The sequence below is a fragment of the Rhizobium sp. NLR16a genome, from assembly GCF_017948245.1.
In the GTDB taxonomy this organism is placed as follows: Bacteria; Pseudomonadota; Alphaproteobacteria; order Rhizobiales; family Rhizobiaceae; genus Rhizobium.
In genome coordinates this window covers 1,073,363-1,088,394 of record NZ_CP072865.1, presented here as the reverse complement: position 1 = coordinate 1,088,394, position 15,032 = coordinate 1,073,363, and the positions used below count along the sequence as shown (strand labels likewise).

Here is a 15,032-nt window from a genome sequence, read left to right as displayed (position 1 = left end):
CCCGCCATTGGCTATCCGCGCAAATCCCGCGCTTGCGCGGGCGGCCGACATGCTGAATCAGGTGCCGCCGCCCCTTCCGGAGACAGACAGAGATGATCTACGACGCGCTCTTCGGCAAGCCGCTGATATCCCTGATCGTGGTCGGCTTTGCCGGTATCTTCGTCTGGTACTTCCTCTCCAGCCAGCGGCCGACGACGCGGCTGGTGGTGCAGATCCTCTTTTTTGCGGTGATGACGCTGATCCTCGTCGGCAGCGGCATCGAACCACACCGTTTCCAGGGATATCAGTCCGAAGACCCGCAGGCCCTGCTCGTCATCGTCGCCAAATCGCTCTGGTGGGTCCACCTGGCATGGGCCGTCATCGGTTTCATCAGGCTTTATCTGGTGCTGGAGGGCAGTCCGCGGGAGGCCCGGCTGCTTCAGGATCTCGTCATCGGCGTCGTCTATATCGGCATGGCGCTCTCGATCCTCGCCTTCGTCTTCGGGGTGCCGATCGGCACCCTCGTCGCGACGTCGGGCGTGGTCGCCATCATTCTCGGTCTGGCGCTCCAGAACACGCTCGCCGACGTCTTTTCCGGCATCGCGCTCACGCTCGGACGGCCCTATGTCATCGGCGACTGGATCCTTTTGAGCGACGGCACGGAAGGGCGCGTCGCCGAAAGCAACTGGCGCGCGACGCACATTCTGACCGGCGCAAACAATGTCGTCGTCCTGCCGAACAGCTTTCTCGCGAAACTCGGCCTGACCAATGTGAGTCGGCCGGACGAGACCCATCTCCTGATCCTCACCATCCGCATCGCCCCGACACGGATGCCGGCATCGGTCCGCCAGGTCATGCTCTCCGCGCTCACGAGCTGCAATACGATCGTGCGCGAGCCGCCGCCGGTCGTCGCGTTGAAGGGGCTGGATGCCACCGCGCTCGAAGTCGAGCTGCAGTTCCGGGTGACGAGCCCCAGCCAGCGCGTGCCGGCGCGAAACGAGGTGCTCGATCTCGTCTATCGCTATTGCAAATCCGCCGGCCTGCTTCTCGCCGTCCCACCCGCGGCCAATGTCCTCGCGGCCGACCTGCCCACGGAAGAAAACGCCAAGCCGCCGAGCGTCACACCGCTTGCGCTGATCGAAGCCATTCCGGTCTTTGCGACGCTGACATCAAATGAAAAGCAGAAACTCGCCGAAACCACCGCTGTCCGGCAGTTCCGCAGGGGCGATGTGATCGTGCGGGAGGGCGAGATGCTGCCCGCGCTGATGATGGTGCGCGCCGGCATCATCGTGGCGCGGCGCGAAGGCGAAGAGCGCGGGCGGTTTGCGCCGGGCGATTTCTTCGGCGAGACCGGCCTGCTCGCCGGCATGCTGGAGATCTGCGCCTTGGAGGCCCTGACCCCGGTGACGGTCTATGAAATCGACCAAGAGGCCTTCGCGCCGCTGCTCACCGAACGCCCCGCTTTGGCCGAAGAGATCGCCGAAGCCCTCGCAGGCCGCGCCGAACGCTTGCGCGACGGCGCCGCCCTGCCTCCGGAACAGGTCCGCAACGCGCATGCCATCCTGAACACCATCAGAACCATTTTCAGGGCATGATCAGCCGGCGCGCTGGAGGACCCATTGAAACGTATTCTGCCAGATGTCCGCCGGCACCTCCTCGGATAAGGTGCCGACGAGATCGGAAAGCCGGACGGCTCTCAGCGTATTTCGCCAGGCCTCGTCGGCTTCCCACATGATGCGCGCGACCGCGCAAGGCTTGCTGTCGCAGTAGCCGGCGGGCCGGCACGGATTGTTCTCCCGGATATTCGTGCAGGTGAAGCTGCGCGCCTTTCCCTCGACCGCTTCGACGATGTCGAGGAAATTGATCTCGGACGGGGATCTCGCAAGCCTGTAGCCGCCGCTCGGGCCAAGCGTGGTATTGACGAGCGAGGCTTGCGAAAGGCTTTGCAGCGCCTTGGAGAGATATTCCTTCGGCAGACCATGAAGCTCGGCGAGCGCCTTGGTGGAGAGATACCTGCCCTCGGGCAGGCCCGCGAGAATGGCGCAGCAATGCAGCGCCCACTCGACCTGGCTTTTCAGGATCATTCAGCAACTCGCAATGGCTGGTTCCGCGAACCAAATTAAGGACATAGAATATCCGCAAGAGGGCATGATGTAAATGACCGGCGATGATAGTGAAGACATCCACCTTCGCCGAGCAGATCGTCCCGCAACCGCCATTTTCCGCGAAAAACTTTCGCTCAGCCGGGAATAAATTTGCGTCGTCCCGTGTCTCATCTCAGGTATCGCAGCATTGCGAGCCCAACCTGAGGAGAGACATCATGACATCCGTGAAATTCCTGTCCGTCGCGGCGGCAGCCGCCCTTGCCGCGAGTGCTACTTTCGCCGCCCCTCCTGTCAAGGAAGTCGAATCCACCAAGGGCAAGGTGCTTGCCGGCGAAAACGGCATGACCCTCTACACCTTCAAGAAGGACGCCAAGGGCGTTTCCAACTGCTACGACGATTGCGCCAAGAACTGGCCTCCGCTGATGGCGGCTTCCGATGCCAAGGCCGATGGTCCATATTCGATCATCGAACGCAAGGACGGCACCAAGCAATGGGCCAAGGACGGGATGCCGCTCTATTACTGGGTCAAGGACAAGAAGGCCGGCGACATCACCGGCGACGGCGTCGGCGGCAACTGGGATCTCGCCAAACCTTGATCGTAGAGGCCCTGATCACAAGAGAACCGGCGTGAAGACACCCGCACCCGAAACATTCGAGGGCCAGATCCTGGCCCTCCTCCCCTCGCTCAGGCGCTATTCGCGCAGCCTGACGCGCTCGGATGCCGATGGCGAGGACCTGCTTCAGGATTGCGTCGAGAAGATTCTGACGCGCCGCGGCCAATGGCGCGGCCTCAATCTGCGCGGCTGGGTCCTGACCATCATGACCAATCTCTACCGCAACGGCCGGCGCGGCAAGGCACGCGCCGGCATGGTCGAGCTTGATGCCGCGGAGGATATGGCAGCGCCCGAACCGCCGGCCGATCCGCTGGAGCGCGCCCGGCTCAACGATGCGCTGAACAGCCTTTCGGAGGAGCACCGCGCCGTGCTGATGCTCGTCGTCATCGAGGGATATAGCTACAGCGAGATCGCCGCCGCCCTCGATATCCCGATCGGCACCGTCATGTCGCGCCTGTCGCGCGCCCGCCGGCGCGTCGCCGAGCACCTGAAGGCCGACAACGTCATTACGCTTCGGAGGCCGAAATGAACGAGACCAACCCGATCGTCACCGAAGCCGATCTCCACGCCTATGCCGACGGGCAACTGCCTGAAATGGCCCGCGCGCGCATCGAAGCCTACCTCGCCGACAATTCGGACGAAGCGGCGATGGTCGCCGAATGGCAGGCGCAGAATGCCGGCATCCGCTCGCTGTTTTCAGGCTACGAGAAGGCCAGGAAGACCGATCCTCTGCTGGTCGCGCTCCCGCGCGCAGTCTCGCCCACGCGAAATCGCTGGGCACTCGCCGCCGCAACCCTCGTCGTCTTCGTCCTCGGCGCCGTCAGCGGCCATTACGGCCCGGGCCTTCTGGAAAAGCCGGATCTGCAGCTTACCGGCTCCGAAACCTTTCCGAAACAGGCCGAGACCGCCTTTACCGTCTATGCCGCCGAGGTCCGCCATCCCGTCGAGGTCTTCGCCGACGAGGAGGCTCATCTCGCCACCTGGCTCGGCAAGCGCCTGGCGATCGAAAACCTCAAGATCCCGAACCTGCAGCCGCTCGGCTTCAAGCTGGTCGGCGGCCGCCTGCTGCCGGTCGACGGCAAGCCGGGGGCGATGTTCATGTACGAGAACCAGGCCGGCGAGCGCCTGACCGTCATGGTCGGGCGCCATCGGGAAAACCGCACGACCAGCTTCCGCTTCGCCTCGTCAGGTAATCTCGAAACCTTTTACTGGATCGACGGAGAGCTCGGCTATGCGGTCACCGGCGAAATCTCGCGCGAAGCGCTGCGCGCGGTGGCCGAGGAGTGCTACCGGCAGTTTCCGTCGTGACGCTCAGCGCAGCGGATCGTTGCCAAGCTCGATCGGCTTGCCATGCGGCGTCGCTTCCGCCGCCCGCTGCCAGCTCTTTTGCAGATCAAGGATGGCGGAGGCATCCACCACGCCACGACTGACCAGCATGCCCGAAAGCGCCGCCACCCAGCAGTCGAAATAGTCGCTGCCGTCCTCGGCCCGGCCGGGCTGATGCAATTCGTTTGAGAGAGCCGCCGCCCACTCGCTCCAGGAAAACAGCCCCTTCTCATGCAGATGCACGGTCATGGCGAAAGCTTCGGCCGCCCAGGGTTCGGGGAAGACGGGATCACCCTCCGGCGACTTCGGCAGGCCCGGAGATTGCGAGAGCTGAGAGGGGTTTTCACACGCGCTCAAGATAGCTCTCCCACGCATCGATCGAGACCGTGAGCGACGGGTCGGCGCCCTCGCCCCAGACCTCAGTGCCGTCGAAGACGACGGTATAAAGCCATTGCGGGTTCTCGCCCCTGCCATGCGCATTGTCGTCGGGAAAGACGAAGGAACCCTGCACCGCTTCGACGATACCGGTCTTGGCCCTGGCATAACGCGGCAGGCGCGTATGGGTCGCCGGATTGAAATTCCTCGTCCGCACCGTCTCGCCGACCGCAAAGATCGGCGCGGCCTCGACAGGACGATCGCATGGCCCGCCTTTCGCGAGAACTGCCGGCACCATCTCTGCCTTCAGCACCCGTTTGGGCGCCGCCCCATCCTGCAGCCTATGCCCGGACAACAGCTCCTCGCGCGTCACAAAACCGTGCCGTTCGAGCAGGGTCTCGACGCCGCGTATCCAGATCTCGTAATAGCTCGCCGCGAGATAATCGGCCGGCGGAATGTTTTCGCGCGCATGCCGGCTTTCATCGATCGTCCAGGCCCCGAAAGCGCCGCAGGAAAGCGTGATGCCGAGCGCCCGCTTTTCCCATTCCATATGGAAATAAGGCTCGTCCTTTTCAGGCGCGACCGGCCCGAAACCCATCTGCCCGCCGAGATCGTGCGGTCCGTTCATGACAGAGCCTCCGGGCTGCCTGCAACAGCCGTCCCGATCATCGCATCGCGGCTGACGAGACCAGCCAACGCGGCCTCGTCCATGCCCTCCGTACCTTTGGGCCGCTCGGGGATGACGAGATAACGCAGCTCCGCCGTCGAATCCCAGACGCGGATCTTTTTCCCCTCAGGCAGCGTCAGCCCGAACTCGGCCAGCACGCCGCGCGGATCGATGACGGCGCGCGAGCGATAGGCCGGCGCCTTGTACCAGACCGGCGGCAGGCCGAGCACCGACCAGGGATAACAGGAGCAGAGCGTGCAGACGATGAGGTTATGGGTGTCGGGCGTATTGAAGACGGCGCGCATATGCTCGCCCTGCCGGCCGGTAAACCCAAGGCTCGCAATCGCCGCCGTCGCATCGCGCTTCAGCCAGTCCGCGAATTCCGGATCGCTCCAGGCCTTGGCGACGACACGCGCACCATTTCGCGGCCCCACCTTCGTCTCATAAGTCTCGACAATCGCATCGATCGCCGCCGGATCGATCAACCCCTTCTCCGTCAGCAGCGTCTCCAGCGCTTTGACGCGCGCCTGCATGTCGGAATAGTGATTGTCTCCGTCATGCCCATGGGCATGACGATGGAGATCGTCGTGGTCATGGTCGTGCAAGGCAATGTCCTCCCAGAACGGAGCGTCCGTTTCTTATCTCGGCGGTAGCCCGGACACCCCTTCCACCCAGCGGGGAGAAGGGGACTCGCGGCAAGGCCCGGCCCTTCCTCAAAGCATTCTCGCATAAACATCTCTTCTCTTTCTATCACACCCCAAAACCCCGCCAAGCCCTCCTATCCCCCTCGAACTTTTCCGCTAATCTCCTGCCATGAACATCCTGATTCTCGGCGCAACCGGCTTCATAGGCTCCGTCGTCGCGGCCCGGCTTGCGGCTGATGGGGATGCCGTGACCGGGCTCGGCCGCAATCCCGCACGAGCGCGCTTGAAGCAGCCGGCGATAAACTGGCGGCGGGCTGATCTCTCGCGCATGACGAAGGCTGAGGATTGGGAGGATATTCTTAAGGACCAGCATGTCGTCGTCAATTGCGCCGGCGCGCTGCAGGACGGCCTATCGGACGATCTGGCGGCCACTCAGGCAGAGGCGATGCTGGCGCTTTATGCCGCCGCGAAAGGCTCCCATCCTCTGATCGTGCAGATATCGGCAAGGACGGCCGGCGCGGCCGGCGAACTGCCTTTCCTCGCCACCAAGCGGCAGGCCGACGAGGCGCTGGCGGCAAGCGGCCTGCCTCACCTCATCCTGCGCCCTGCCCTCGTTCTCGGCCGCAACGCCCATGGCGGCTCGTCGCTCATCCGGGCGCTTGCCGCCTTTCCCCTGGCGCTGCCGCTCACCCATGCGCAAAGCCCGGTCGAAACGCTTTCCGTGGATGACGTGGCGGAGGCCGTGTCGCGGGCGGTCGCAGGCGATCTGCGCGGGGATATCGTTCTTGCCGCCGACGAGGTGCTGACGCTCGCCGATCTCGTGCGCCTTCACCGGCAATGGCTGGGCCTGCCGCCCGCCCGCGTGATTTCCCTTGGCGCCTGGCTTGCGCGGCCCGTGACCTGGCTCGCCGATGCCGCGGGCCTGCTCGGCTGGCGTTCGCCGCTGCGCTCGACAGCGACGACAGTCATGTCCGAAGGCATCAAAAGCGCGAAGGCGGAGAGCGGCCTTGCCGCGACATCAGCCGTGGCAACGCTTTCGGCCAATCCCTCCGGCGTGCAGGATCTCTGGTTCGCCAGGCTCTATCTCCTGAAGCCGCTGGTCATAGCAGGCCTGTCGGTCTTCTGGCTGCTCTCCGGCCTGATTCCGCTGCTGGCGGTGCAGAAGGCCTCCGCGCATTTCCTGCCCTTCATGCCCGAAGCGGCGGCGACGGTGCTGACGCTTGTCACTTGCCTCATCGATATCGCGCTCGGCGCCGCCGTCCTTGTCCGCCCGCTCGCCGGACGCGCCCTCCTCGGCATGCTCGCCGTCTCACTGGCCTATCTCACAGGCGGCACACTTCTCGAACCCGCCCTCTGGCTCGATCCGCTCGGCCCGCTCGTCAAGGTGCTGCCGTCCATCCTGCTGACGCTCACGGCGCTTGCCACCCTGGATGAACGCTGATGCTCGAGCAATGGCTACTGCTTGCCCATGTCATCGGCGCGACCGTGCTCTTCGGCACCGGCGCCGGCATCGCCTTTTTCATGGTGATGGCGCACCGCACGCGCGATCCCGCGCTGATCGCCCATGTCGCGGCAACCGTCGTCATCGCCGACACCGTCTTCACGGCGACCGCTGCCCTTCTCCAGCCGGTGAGCGGCTATCTCCTGGCGCGGTCGATCGGCTGGGACCTGTCGGAGGGCTGGATTGCGCTGTCGCTGCTGCTTTATGTCGTGACCGGCCTGTTCTGGCTGCCGGTCGTCTGGATTCAGATCCAACTGCGCGACCTCGCCCGCGCCGCGGCAAGCTCGGGAAGCGCTCTGCCGCCGAGCTATGACAGCCTCTACCGCATCTGGTTCGCCTTCGGCTTTCCGGCCTTCACGGCCGTCCTCAGCATATTCTGGCTGATGCTGACGAAACCCTCGATCGCTCTAATTTAGCATCGGCCAGAGGCTCGTCACCAGAAGCACCGCCATGCTGACATTGAACCATTTCAGCCGCACCGGATCGGACAGCCATTCCCTGAGCGCCGAACCGAAACCTGCCCAGGTCGAGACACTCGGCACGTTGACCACCGCGAAAGCCAGGCCGACGATCAGCACGCTCAAGAGGTAGAGCTCGGGATTGGTATAGGTCGCCATCGCGGTCACCGCCATCACCCAGGCTTTCGGATTGACCAATTGGAAGGCTGCCGCCGGGACAAAGGACATTGGCGCAGCGCCACTCTTACCCTCGCTGAGCGAGCGCGACGAGGCGATCTTCCAGGCAATCCAGACGAGATAGGCGCCGCCGGCGAACTTCAGCGCCGTATAGACCACGGGCATCGTGTGCAGCAGCGCCCCGATCCCGAAACCAACGCCGATCAGCAGCGAGAAGAAACCGGCGCCAATGCCGAACATATGCGGGATCGTTCGGCGGAGGCCGAAAATTCACGCCCGAGGCGAAGAGCATCATATTGTTCGGCCCCGGCGTGATCGAAGTGGTGAAGGCGAAGAGAACGAGGGCATCGCCGATGCCATCGCATCATTGTCATGGTGACAGGATTACTTGAAAGATAGCGGCGCAGCCCAATCTCTTCCCCAGGATCAAGACCATGCAGGACGACCCTATCCCATCGATCACATTCCCGAACGGCACGGAAGTGCCGGCGCTCGGCCAGGGAACCTGGGCCATGGGCGAGGATGCCGGCCATGCGAGCGCCGAGATCGAGAGCCTCAGAGCCGGCATCGATCTCGGCATGACGCTGATCGACACCGCCGAAATGTATGGCGACGGCGGCGCCGAAGAGATCGTTGGCGAGGCGATCAAGGGACGGCGCGACGAGGTCTTCATCGTCAGCAAGGTCTATCCCTGGAACGCCAGCCTGAAAGGCACGATCGAAGCCTGCGAACACAGTCTCGAACGCCTCGGCACCGACCGCATCGATCTCTATCTCCTGCACTGGCGCGGCAACTATCCGCTTGCCGAGACCGTCGCCGCCTTCGAGATGCTGAAGGCCTCCGGCAAGATCGGCGCCTGGGGCGTCTCCAACTTTGATACCGACGACATGGAGGAACTGCTTGGCGTGCCCGACGGCGCCAATGTCGCCGCTAACCAGGTGCTGTACAACCTCACCCGCCGCGGCGTCGAGTTCGACCTTTTGCCCTGGTGCCGGAGCCGCGGCATCCCCGTTATGGCCTATTCGCCAATCGAGCAGGGGCACGTCCTCCATCATCCGGAACTAATTCACATCGCAAAGGCCTACCAGGCGACACCAGCCCAACTGGCGCTCGCCTTCCTCCTGAAACGCGACGGCGTCATCGCCATCCCGAAGACCTCGAATGCCGAACGCGTTCGCGAAAACCGCGACTGTATCTCGCTTGATATCACCGACGAGGATTGGCAAGCGCTCGACGCCGCCTTCCCGCCACCGGCCAGGAAAAAGCCGCTGGAGATGCTGTGATCGACAGCGGCTACCCAGCTAAGAGCCCCTCATCCGGCTGCCGCCACCTTCTCCCCGCTTGCGGGGCGAAGGGGATATGCCGCACCGGCTTCATCCACCTCGACGTTGTATTTGGCACGTCGCCTCGCCCCGTTTACGGGGAAGGGTTAGGGTGAGGGGCAGCTTATCGGCACGGACCTGACAGCGGTAGCAGGCTCACATCCCCTGCGCGCCGCGGTTCATTGCCGCGATGCCGGTGCGGCAGACCTCGATCAGGCCCAGCGGCTTCATGATCGCGATGAACTGGTCGATCTTCGACGACTTGCCCGTTATCTCCAGGATAAAGTGGTCGATCGTCGCATCCACCACCTTGGCATGGAAGGCATCGGCAAGGCGCAGTGTCTCGGCGCGCATGTCGCCCTCGCCGATCACCTTGACCAGCGCCACTTCACGCTCGATCGGCCGATCCTGGCCGAGTTCACGGGCTCGTACCGTGAGATCGACGACGCGGTGCACCGGCACGATGCGCTCGAGCTGCGCCTTGATCTGCTCCAGCACGTGCGGCGTCCCGCGGGTGACGATGGTGATGCGGGAAAGATGTGCCTGGTGTTCGGTCTCGGAGACGGTGAGGCTCTCGATATTGTAGCCGCGGCCGGAGAACAGGCCGATGACGCGGGCAAGGACGCCGGGCTCGTTGTCGACGAGAACCGAGAGCGTGTGGCTCTCGACCGCGGTCGTTTCCGGAGAGATGAAATAGGCAGAGCCCGTGGGCTGAAGGTGTGCGTTCATGGTCCTGGGTTTCCTCTCGCCGCATAACCCCGAAAAATCGGCCACGATTTTCGGAAAGGATTATGCGCAATTATTAAGTCTTAGACGAGCTGGCGGCCCTTGGCGTCGATCGCGTTGGCAACCGCTTCGTCGGTAGCTTCGTCGGGCAGCAGCATCTCGTTATGCGCCTTGCCCGAGGGGATCATCGGGAAGCAGTTGGCGAGATTGGCGACGCGGCAATCGAAAATGACCGGCTTCTTGACCTCGATCATCTCGACGATGGCATCGTCGAGCTCGTCCGGCTTGTCGCAGCGCAGGCCGACCGCGCCATAGGCTTCCGCCAGTTTGACGAAATCGGGCATCGCTTCCGTATAGGAATGCGACAGGCGGTTGCCGTGCAGCAGCTGCTGCCACTGGCGCACCATGCCCATATACTGGTTGTTCATGATGAAGATCTTGATCGGCGCATCGTACTGAATCGCCGTCGACATTTCCTGGATGCACATCTGGATCGAGGCGTCGCCGGCAATGTCGATGACGAGGCTGCCGGGATGAGCTATCTGGACGCCGAGGGCGGCCGGCAAGCCGTAGCCCATCGTGCCGAGGCCGCCCGAGGTCATCCAGCGGTTCGGCTGCTCGAAACCGAAGAACTGTGCTGCCCACATCTGATGCTGGCCGACTTCGGTCGTGATGTAGGTGTCGCGGTCCTTGGTATGCGCAAAGAGCCGCTCCAGCGCATATTGCGGCATGATGACGTCGCTGTTCTTCGTATAGGCGAAGGAGTTTCGCGCGCGCCAGCGGGCGATATCGCTCCACCAGCCTTCGAGGCGATTCTTCTCCGGCTTCTTCGGCAGCGCCCGCCACAGGCGGACCATGTCTTCGAGGACATGGCCGACATCGCCGCGGATGCCGATGTCGACGCGGACGTTCTTGTTGATCGAGGACGGATCGATATCGATATGGATCTTCTTCGAGTTCGGCGAGAAGGCGTTGAGGCGGCCGGTGATGCGGTCGTCGAAGCGGGCGCCGATGCAGACCATGACGTCGCAATCATGCATCGCCATGTTGGCTTCGTAGGAGCCGTGCATGCCGAGCATCTTCAGCCAGTTCTTGCCTGAAGCCGGATAGGCGCCGAGGCCCATCAGCGTCGAAGTGATCGGGAAATCGGTGAGGTCGACCAGCTCGCGCAGCAGCTTGGAGGCTTCGGGGCCGGAATTGACGACGCCGCCGCCGGAATAGATGATCGGACGGCGCGCATTCGCCATCATCTCGATCGCAGCGTGAATCTGGTTGAGGTCGCCCTGGATCTTCGGCTGGTAGCTCTTCTGGATCGCGTAATCGGCGGGCGGCGTGTAGGTGCCGGTCGCAAACTGCACGTCTTTCGGAATGTCGACGACGACGGGGCCCGGACGGCCGGACTGGGCGATGCGGAAGGCCTCATGAATGATGGCGGCGAGCTGATTGACGTCCTTGACCAGCCAGTTGTGCTTGGTGCAGGGCCGGGTGATGCCGACCGTGTCGCATTCCTGGAAGGCGTCGGAGCCGATCAGTGGGGTCGGAACCTGACCGGTCAGGCAGACGAGCGGGACCGAATCCATCAGTGCATCCTGCAGCGGCGTGACCGCATTGGTAGCGCCCGGACCCGAGGTCACCAGCATGACGCCGACCTTGCCGGTGGAGCGGGCGTAGCCTTCGGCCGCATGGCCGGCACCCTGCTCGTGGCGGACGAGAATGTGCTTGATCTCGTCCTGCTGGAAGATCTCGTCATAGATCGGCAGAACCGCGCCGCCGGGATAGCCGAAGATATGTTCGACGCCATTATCCTTCAGCGCCTTGAGAACGATCTCCGCCCCCGTCATCCGATTGCCTGCCGCCTGATTGTCCGTGCTCATCTGTGTCTGTTCCGTTTGATGCTGGGATTTGCGTTTGTGGCCGGGAGCCCGATTTCGGGCACAAAAAAAGGCCCCGGAGGACCTGTCATCTAGCGCATGGGTGGCAATCGCCGGATGGTTACACCATCCTGCCCATGCGCCTTCCCACCACGATAAGAGCCGTTGCGATTTTCATGGCGGGAAGTGATAGACAGAAAATTTCGCAGCGTCAACGCATGCCGCAACAAAAACTGCCTCGCGCCTCCGCACCCCCGAAATCGGTAGGATGAAGGATTTGTTAAAGGATCGACTTTATCCTTTAACGCTACCGTAGGGAGTAGCCTTTGCTCAACAACGACTTGCGCATGTCTGGCAAGGCAGGCGAGCACGATCGACGAGACGGCCACGCGCCGGGAAATCGCTTTCTCGGCCGCGTCGTTGCATGCAGCGGCTCCAGGGCGACGATTGCCGCGGTCGCCGAACAGGGCGGCACCGATCTTACCGAACTCTGGTCCGTCGGCCGGCTGATTTCGATCAGCGTCGGCCGCAACCGCGTCGTCGCTCTCGTCTATTCGATGAATACCGGCAGCCATGCCTGGGGCGAAGGCGAGGACAATTATTTCAAGATCGAGACGGAGCTTCTCGGCGAAGTCCGCGTCGACGAAGACGGGCGCGAGGAATTCTCGACCGGCATCTCGCGTTACCCCTATCTCGGCGCCATCGCTCATCGCATCCGCGCCGCCGACCTGATGCGCATCTATGATGCCGGAACGGGCACGACGGCCGTCATCGGCAAACTGACCCAGGACGAAAGCATCGATGCGGCAATCCACATCCCCTCGATGCTCTCCAAGCATTTCGCCGTCGTCGGCTCGACTGGCGTCGGCAAATCGACCGCCGTATCGCTGCTGCTGCACAAGGCGATCGCCGCCGATCCGAAGCTGCGCGTGCTGATCCTCGATCCGCACAACGAATTCGCCGCCGCCTTTCCCCAGCACGCTGTCACCATCGATACCGATACGCTCGACCTGCCCTTCTGGCTGATGCGGCTCGAAGAGTTTGCCGAAGTCGTCTTCCGCGGCCGCCCGCCGGTGCCCGAAGAGCTCGACCTGCTGCGCGACATCATGCCGGAGGCCAAGCGCGCCTTCCGCGGCAGCGACAATTCGCTGGTGCGCCGCACCACGGAAAAAAGTTCGATCACCGCCGACACACCCGTTCCCTACCGAATGGCCGATCTCCTGGCGCTGATCGACGAACGCATCGGCCGTCTGGAAGGCCGTGCGGAAAAGCCCTCCCTGCGTTCGCTGAAGATGCGCCTCATCGCCGCGATAAACGATCCGCGCTATCACTTCATGTTCTCCAACAACACGATCAGCGACACGATCACCGATACCATCGCTCAGATCTTTCGCATCCCGGGCGAAAGCAGGCCGATCTGCACCTTCCAGCTCGCAGGCATCCCCTCCGAGGTCGTCAACTCGGTTGCGTCAGTGCTCTGCCGCATGGCTTTCGAAGTGGCGCTGTGGAGCGACGGCGCCATCCACATGCTCGTCGTCTGCGAGGAAGCCCACCGCTACATCCCCTCCGATCCGACACTGGGCTTCGTGCCGACGCGCCAGGCGATCGCCCGCATCGCCAAGGAAGGCCGCAAATACGGCGTCTCGCTCGGCATCATCACCCAGCGGCCGGGCGAGCTCGACCAGACCATCCTGTCGCAGTGCTCGACGCTGTTTGCGATGCGCCTTGCCAATGACCGCGACCAGGAAATCATCCGCTCGGCGATCCCGAATTCGTCGATCTCGACGACAAGCTTCATCTCCTCGATCGGCAATGGCGAGGCGATTGCCTTCGGCGAGGCGATCAGCGTGCCGATGCGCATGCGCTTCTCCCGTGTCGACGAGAACCTGCTGCCGAAGGCCGCCAGCGCCAACAACAAACATAGCGAGGAAGATCCCGACACCGTCGATCTGCGCAAGATCGTCACCCGCATGAGGGCGGTGACCGTCGGGCCCGATATTTCGAATTTCCAGCAGAGCGTTGCGGCATCCATGCCAGGTTTCGACGAGGCGCTGGAAGCCGCCGAGGTTTTCGACACAAAACCCGTCCCCCCGCCCCCGCCGGCTTCGGCACCACTCGAATCCTACCGGCGCGAATTGCTGCCGCAGGCGCCGCGGCTGGACCCGGCGGAGCCGACCCCGACCGATCCGCGGCTGGACGCGCTGCGCCGCGAACTGCGTCGCGAGGAGCCGGTCTTTCCCCGGCCGGTGCCGCCGACAGACCAGTCGCCGATCACCCGCCGGGAACCCGGCACGTCACTGCGCGAAAGCATCCTGAAAAAGCCGCTGAGCAGCCTTTACAACAAGGATTGATGCTCCAGTGCGATCAACGGCCGGGCAGTATCGAGCACATGTTGGAGATCCGCCGACCCAAGCGGCAGGAGCGGCCGCGGGAGCTCCGTACGGACATCATGGAGATGCTCGGCCAGCATATAGACCACGCGGATGCTTCCATGCGCCTTGAACACCGCCCAGAGCGGCTGCAGAAGACCATCGAGCCGACGCGCCTCGCCGTCATTGCCAACCATGGCGGCCTTGGTCAAAGCAAGCGCCGTGCGCGGGAGCAGCCCGCCGATGACGCTGTACCACGCGTCTGCACTTGCAAGCAGCGCCTCCGCCGCACCCCAGTCACCGCTGTAGCCGATCGCGAGATCGGTCTTTTTCCGTAATGTCGCAAGCTCCGCTCGCAAGTCGCCGTCAACAGGCAGCGGCATTTTCACCGCCTTGATCGTCTCGATATCGGAGAGGCGCTGCAGAAGCTCGCGGCTGAACGTGAAGTGTGTCGTGCCGGGGTTGTTGTAGATGCAAAGCGGCAACTTGGTCGCCTTCGCCACAGCGAGGAAGTGCTGATAGACCTCTTCCTGGGTCAGCGGCGTATACGACACAGGCGCAAGCAGAAGCGCATCGGCGCCGGCAGCCTCGGCATCCCTGGCAAGATCGACGGCATGATCCGTCCTCAGTGCGCCGGCGCCGACAACCAGCGGAACACGGCCCTTGACGCATTCGACCGCCGCCTTGACGGCCCGCAGCCGCTCCTCACGGGTGAGATAGACGTAAATCCCGGTACTGCCGAGAAGACCGATGGAGGCCACACCTGCCTCGCAAAGGCGTTCCAGCAAGCGGCCGATGGCCTCGGCGTCGACCCGGCCATCCGGACCGGCAGGCGTCGGCGGAAAGGCCGAGAGGCCATGAAACGGTGAAGAAGACATGATGCAATCCTCAAAAAGCG

General features: G+C 63.4%; 15 protein-coding genes and 1 pseudogene. 8 read left to right on the top strand and 8 right to left on the bottom strand.

Annotated elements, in window-relative coordinates:
* Positions 1 to 92: 92 nt before the first annotated feature.
* On the top strand, positions 93 to 1,574 hold the full coding sequence (locus J7U39_RS05020; protein WP_210630683.1) for a cyclic nucleotide-binding domain-containing protein: 1,482 nt from the start codon (positions 93 to 95) through the stop codon (positions 1,572 to 1,574).
* Here J7U39_RS05020 and J7U39_RS05015 read toward each other — a convergent pair whose 3' ends face one another.
* A complete protein-coding gene (locus J7U39_RS05015) occupies positions 1,575 to 2,063 on the bottom strand; it encodes an Rrf2 family transcriptional regulator (RefSeq protein ID WP_210630681.1) in 489 nt (162 codons plus the stop codon).
* 236 nt (positions 2,064 to 2,299) lie between these two features.
* Here J7U39_RS05015 and J7U39_RS05010 point away from each other — a divergent pair, with 236 nt between their 5' ends.
* From J7U39_RS05010 to J7U39_RS05000, 3 genes are read left to right on the top strand one after another with little or no spacing between them, the layout of a single operon-like run.
* On the top strand, positions 2,300 to 2,680 hold the full coding sequence (locus J7U39_RS05010; RefSeq protein ID WP_210630679.1) for a hypothetical protein: 381 nt from the start codon (positions 2,300 to 2,302) through the stop codon (positions 2,678 to 2,680).
* A gap of 31 nt (positions 2,681 to 2,711) precedes the next feature.
* A complete protein-coding gene (locus J7U39_RS05005; protein WP_210630677.1) occupies positions 2,712 to 3,227 on the top strand; it encodes an RNA polymerase sigma factor in 516 nt (171 codons plus the stop codon).
* On the top strand, positions 3,224 to 4,006 hold the full coding sequence (locus tag J7U39_RS05000) for an anti-sigma factor (RefSeq protein WP_210630676.1): 783 nt from the start codon (positions 3,224 to 3,226) through the stop codon (positions 4,004 to 4,006). The genes J7U39_RS05005 and J7U39_RS05000 overlap by 4 nt, the downstream gene beginning before the upstream one ends.
* Before the next feature lie 3 nt (positions 4,007 to 4,009).
* Here J7U39_RS05000 and J7U39_RS04995 read toward each other — a convergent pair whose 3' ends face one another.
* From J7U39_RS04995 to nthA, 3 genes are read right to left on the bottom strand one after another with little or no spacing between them, the layout of a single operon-like run.
* Positions 4,010 to 4,381: a nitrile hydratase accessory protein gene (locus tag J7U39_RS04995; RefSeq protein ID WP_210630674.1), complete on the bottom strand. Its 372-nt coding sequence runs from the start codon at positions 4,379 to 4,381 to the stop codon at positions 4,010 to 4,012.
* The gene (gene nthB, locus J7U39_RS04990; protein ID WP_210630673.1) at positions 4,368 to 5,027 is read right to left on the bottom strand and encodes a nitrile hydratase subunit beta; all 660 of its coding nucleotides are present in this window, start codon (positions 5,025 to 5,027) and stop codon (positions 4,368 to 4,370) included. Before nthB ends, J7U39_RS04995 begins: the two co-directional genes overlap by 14 nt.
* On the bottom strand, positions 5,024 to 5,671 hold the full coding sequence (gene nthA, locus J7U39_RS04985) for a nitrile hydratase subunit alpha (protein WP_210630672.1): 648 nt from the start codon (positions 5,669 to 5,671) through the stop codon (positions 5,024 to 5,026). The genes nthB and nthA overlap by 4 nt, the downstream gene beginning before the upstream one ends.
* A 208-nt stretch (positions 5,672 to 5,879) precedes the next feature.
* On the opposite strand from nthA, the gene J7U39_RS04980 reads away from it, so the two are divergent.
* Together J7U39_RS04980 and J7U39_RS04975 are read left to right on the top strand one after the other, a co-directional pair.
* Complete coding sequence (locus tag J7U39_RS04980) at positions 5,880 to 7,151, top strand: SDR family oxidoreductase (RefSeq protein WP_210630671.1); 1,272 nt, start codon at positions 5,880 to 5,882, stop codon at positions 7,149 to 7,151.
* Positions 7,151 to 7,627 carry a DUF2269 domain-containing protein gene (locus J7U39_RS04975; protein ID WP_210630670.1) on the top strand — a complete coding sequence of 159 codons (477 nt, stop codon included), beginning with the start codon at positions 7,151 to 7,153 and terminating at the stop codon, positions 7,625 to 7,627. Before J7U39_RS04980 ends, J7U39_RS04975 begins: the two co-directional genes overlap by 1 nt.
* Here J7U39_RS04975 and J7U39_RS04970 read toward each other — a convergent pair.
* Positions 7,619 to 8,201 (bottom strand): annotated as a pseudogene (locus J7U39_RS04970) (LysE family translocator). The gene J7U39_RS04975 and the pseudogene J7U39_RS04970 sit on opposite strands and share 9 nt — an antisense overlap.
* Before the next feature lie 79 nt (positions 8,202 to 8,280).
* Between J7U39_RS04970 and J7U39_RS04965 the strand changes: the two are divergent.
* Positions 8,281 to 9,129: an aldo/keto reductase gene (locus J7U39_RS04965; protein WP_210630669.1), complete on the top strand. Its 849-nt coding sequence runs from the start codon at positions 8,281 to 8,283 to the stop codon at positions 9,127 to 9,129.
* A gap of 195 nt (positions 9,130 to 9,324) precedes the next feature.
* On the opposite strand, the gene ilvN is transcribed toward J7U39_RS04965, so the two are convergent.
* On the bottom strand, positions 9,325 to 9,897 hold the full coding sequence (gene ilvN / locus J7U39_RS04960; RefSeq protein ID WP_210630667.1) for an acetolactate synthase small subunit: 573 nt from the start codon (positions 9,895 to 9,897) through the stop codon (positions 9,325 to 9,327).
* 80 nt (positions 9,898 to 9,977) lie between these two features.
* A complete protein-coding gene (locus J7U39_RS04955; RefSeq protein WP_210630666.1) occupies positions 9,978 to 11,768 on the bottom strand; it encodes an acetolactate synthase 3 large subunit in 1,791 nt (596 codons plus the stop codon).
* Positions 11,769 to 12,091: 323 nt separating this feature from the next.
* Here J7U39_RS04955 and J7U39_RS04950 point away from each other — a divergent pair, with 323 nt between their 5' ends.
* Positions 12,092 to 14,116: a DUF87 domain-containing protein gene (locus J7U39_RS04950; protein ID WP_210630665.1), complete on the top strand. Its 2,025-nt coding sequence runs from the start codon at positions 12,092 to 12,094 to the stop codon at positions 14,114 to 14,116.
* On the opposite strand, the gene J7U39_RS04945 is transcribed toward J7U39_RS04950, so the two are convergent.
* Positions 14,101 to 15,015, bottom strand: coding sequence for a dihydrodipicolinate synthase family protein (locus J7U39_RS04945; protein ID WP_210631592.1), 915 nt, complete (start codon positions 15,013 to 15,015; stop codon positions 14,101 to 14,103). The two genes, J7U39_RS04950 and J7U39_RS04945, sit on opposite strands and share 16 nt — an antisense overlap.
* Positions 15,016 to 15,032 lie beyond the last annotated feature (17 nt).

Bases quoted from the DNA above. Each gene is read 5' to 3' on its own strand.
- J7U39_RS04975 (WP_210630670.1), top strand. From the start codon at position 7,151: ATGCTCGAGCAATGGCTACTGCTTGCCCATGTCATCGGCGCGACCGTG.
- nthB (WP_210630673.1), bottom strand. From the start codon at position 5,027: ATGAACGGACCGCACGATCTCGGCGGGCAGATGGGTTTCGGGCCGGTC.
- J7U39_RS04955 (WP_210630666.1), bottom strand. From the start codon at position 11,768: ATGAGCACGGACAATCAGGCGGCAGGCAATCGGATGACGGGGGCGGAG.
- J7U39_RS05000 (WP_210630676.1), top strand. From the start codon at position 3,224: ATGAACGAGACCAACCCGATCGTCACCGAAGCCGATCTCCACGCCTAT.
- J7U39_RS04980 (WP_210630671.1), top strand. From the start codon at position 5,880: ATGAACATCCTGATTCTCGGCGCAACCGGCTTCATAGGCTCCGTCGTC.
- J7U39_RS05015 (WP_210630681.1), bottom strand. From the start codon at position 2,063: ATGATCCTGAAAAGCCAGGTCGAGTGGGCGCTGCATTGCTGCGCCATT.
- J7U39_RS05020 (WP_210630683.1), top strand. From the start codon at position 93: ATGATCTACGACGCGCTCTTCGGCAAGCCGCTGATATCCCTGATCGTG.
- J7U39_RS04965 (WP_210630669.1), top strand. From the start codon at position 8,281: ATGCAGGACGACCCTATCCCATCGATCACATTCCCGAACGGCACGGAA.
- J7U39_RS05010 (WP_210630679.1), top strand. From the start codon at position 2,300: ATGACATCCGTGAAATTCCTGTCCGTCGCGGCGGCAGCCGCCCTTGCC.
- ilvN (WP_210630667.1), bottom strand. From the start codon at position 9,897: ATGAACGCACACCTTCAGCCCACGGGCTCTGCCTATTTCATCTCTCCG.